Genomic DNA, 2,705 nt, shown 5'->3' on the forward strand with positions numbered 1-2,705 from the left:
GGTAACGGGCGGGCTTGGGCTTGCTCATGCCACCCGTCTAACCGCATGGATTCGTGATGTGAATCCTTCACGGCGAGAGTTCTGCAACAATGCCCATCACCTGCAGAATTGCCTGAGGCCGATACCCGGCTTGCAGACTACCTAACTCGGCTTCAGGCAAATGGGGCAGACATCGACGCGGTTGTGCGCGAGATCGCGGCGGATCAAACGTTTGCCCCACCCCCAAGTCCTGAGCGTGACGCGCTTGAGGCGGCCGTCACCGCTTACGTCCGACCCATTCCCGCCGCTCAGGCTGAGCGAAACTTGGTCGCCTATCAGGCACTGGCAAGGATCGATCCAGAAGACCAGACCTACCGAGACAGAGTTGCGCGTTACGAGCAGGCCATCGAAGCCGAACGAGAGCAGTTGCAAAGAACTGCCAGAGCGCTGGAGGGACGCTTGGTCAGGACAACTGCCGAGTTCGATGGATCCTCCTGGGCTCGGCATCCGTCGTCACCTCGCTACCAGGATATCCGAAATTACGTGACCCTGTACCTGATTGAATCCAGCAGCGGTCAGCAGACCATGGAACTGTTCTTCAACTACACCTCTCGCAGCGGTTGGCTGTTCGTCCAAAGCGCATCGATCAATATCGACGGGGAAACAACCCGGGTGCCGGTCGGTCAATGGTTTCGTGACAACGACACCGAGATATGGGAATTCGCTAGCTTGCGCGGCGATACGGCTGTGGCACTTGCACGCCGAATTGCCGAAGCCGACCGCGCCGTGGTGCGCTTCAACGGGCAGCAATTCTACGATGATTACGTCGTGTCCGATGCGGACAAGCGTGTGATGCGTGAAATGCTTGCGATGTGGGACGTGATATCCTCGGACTAGGTTTAAGAACCTTCGGCGCTTAGCCACGTCGACACTTCTTCGACTTGGGATGCGACGTCACTTCTGCTCGATCAACGCGGCAAGCCGACCGGAGGCTGACTGAACGCTGGCAAGCAGTGCTTTCCAATCGTCGGGCGGGTTGCCGTCCTCGAGCATGCCCTTGAACACCCGATAGGCATCCGTGCGGCTGTCATAGGCGCGCAGCGTGGTGTCGTCGTTCACCCAGGCGAAGATGATGATGCGGCTTTCGGCGTGAAAGCGGAAAAAAAGCCGGTACTGCTGAAAGAACTTCGCCCGGAACCAGTGCCGGTGCTCGTCGCCAAGCGCATTGCCCTGCCGGAACTTCGGGTCGGCGGGGTCGGACGGAATTTCCTCGAAAATCAGCTTGTTGATCGCAGCAAGGCGCTTGGTTGCATTCTTGCTGCGATAGGCAGCCGGGTTTGCAGCCTTCAGGGCCGAGACCTTCTCGGCAAGTTCCGCCACCTGATCAAGAAACAATGGGTGCGCGAACAGGGTCCAGCCGTTCACGACCAACGGCACATTGGAGGCTTCCGTCATTCATCTTCGGGCGACAGCGCCGCATCAAGGTCCACGTCGACACCGTCAACGAGCTCGGCCAGCTTGGCGCGCAGCGGTGCGTCCAGGCCACGGACATGGCCGGGATTCTGGCGGATGTCCTGCGCCAGAAACGCGAGAAATGCGCCGATGGCAGGGTCTTCCGCGGTATCCGAGGCGCGGCGAAGCAGGACATCGCCTTCAGGCAGAATGGTGTAGGAGATGCGGTCACGCTTTTTCAGGCCAAGCGCCTTGCGCACGACGCCGGGCATCGTGGTCTGATACTTGTCCGTCAGCGTGGACTCGACCTTGAGTTCAGCCAGCATGTGATTCTCCTTCACCTCGCTGACACAAGGTAAGGCAAACGCATTACTCATTCAAGAACACAGCGGTTGTATGGCCTGGATCGCGCTTCAGGCCACCCGCAACACTGGTGCACACATGCCCACCACCCGCGAGACCGTCCTCGCCGCGCTGCATGCGCGGCTACAACCGCTTGCCGCCCTCACCCTGCGTGACGAGGTCCTGCCGGAGCGGATCCCGGCGGCCGGACTGATCATCCTGCGCGACGGCCAGCCGGGCGAGCCGGAAGTGACTCTGTCGCCCCTGCGCTATCACTACCAGCACCGGGCCGAGCTGGAGATCGTCGTCCAGGCTGGCACCGACCGGGCCGGTGCTTTCGATGACCTGATCACCGCCATCGGCACGGAGCTGGAAGCTGACCGGACGCTCGGCGGCCTTTGCGACTGGGTTGAACCGGAAGCCCCGGCCTCTGTCGACCTACCCGTCGAGGGCGCAGCCGCCCTGAAAGCGGCGGTGATCATCGTCGTGCTGCATTACACCACCACCGGCCCTCTGGCCTGACACCCCACATCCAAGGAGACCCCCATGGCACGCGCACACGGCGCGCGGGCGCAGATGGCGCTTGCGTTCGAGACGGTTTACGGCACCCCTCCCGCCAGCGGCTATCGGCTGATGCCCTTCGCCCGCACCACACTCGGCGCGGAACAGCCGCTCCTGAACAGCGAACTGCTGGGCTACGGCCGCGATCCGCTGGCGCCGATCAAGGACGCGGTCACCGCCGACGGCGAGGTCGTGGTGCCGATCGATGTCGAGGCCTTCGGCACCTGGCTGAAGGCGGCCTTCGGGGACCCGGTCACGTCGGGCACCGATCCTTGTACCCACGAATTCCAGTCGGGGGGCTGGACCCTGCCCTCGATGGCCATCGAGGTCGTTATGCCCGAGGTGCCGCGGTTCGCCATGTATGCGGGCTG

At 62.3% G+C, this 2,705-nt stretch carries 5 protein-coding genes; 3 read left to right on the forward strand and 2 right to left on the reverse strand.

Annotated elements, in window-relative coordinates; all coding sequences use genetic code 11:
• Positions 1–108: 108 nt before the first annotated feature.
• Positions 109–876 (forward strand): hypothetical protein, encoded by a 768-nt coding sequence (locus EV655_RS18400; RefSeq protein WP_132546803.1) that lies wholly within the window; start codon positions 109–111, stop codon positions 874–876.
• A gap of 57 nt (positions 877–933) precedes the next feature.
• On the opposite strand, the gene EV655_RS18405 is transcribed toward EV655_RS18400, so the two are convergent.
• Together EV655_RS18405 and EV655_RS18410 are read right to left on the reverse strand one after the other, a co-directional pair.
• Complete coding sequence (locus EV655_RS18405; protein WP_132546804.1) at positions 934–1,434, reverse strand: type II toxin-antitoxin system YhaV family toxin; 501 nt, start codon at positions 1,432–1,434, stop codon at positions 934–936.
• Positions 1,431–1,757 (reverse strand): type II toxin-antitoxin system PrlF family antitoxin, encoded by a 327-nt coding sequence (locus tag EV655_RS18410; RefSeq protein ID WP_132546805.1) that lies wholly within the window; start codon positions 1,755–1,757, stop codon positions 1,431–1,433. The genes EV655_RS18405 and EV655_RS18410 overlap by 4 nt, the downstream gene beginning before the upstream one ends.
• A 115-nt stretch (positions 1,758–1,872) precedes the next feature.
• On the opposite strand from EV655_RS18410, the gene EV655_RS18415 reads away from it, so the two are divergent.
• Positions 1,873–2,295 (forward strand): acyl-CoA transferase, encoded by a 423-nt coding sequence (locus tag EV655_RS18415; protein ID WP_132546806.1) that lies wholly within the window; start codon positions 1,873–1,875, stop codon positions 2,293–2,295.
• A 24-nt stretch (positions 2,296–2,319) separates the two neighbouring features.
• Positions 2,320–2,705 (forward strand): phage tail tube protein (locus EV655_RS18420; protein ID WP_243645155.1); only part of this gene is annotated, 386 nt, incomplete at its 3' end.

Source organism: Rhodovulum euryhalinum, from assembly GCF_004342445.1.
GTDB classification, from domain to species: Bacteria; Pseudomonadota; Alphaproteobacteria; order Rhodobacterales; family Rhodobacteraceae; genus Rhodovulum; species Rhodovulum euryhalinum.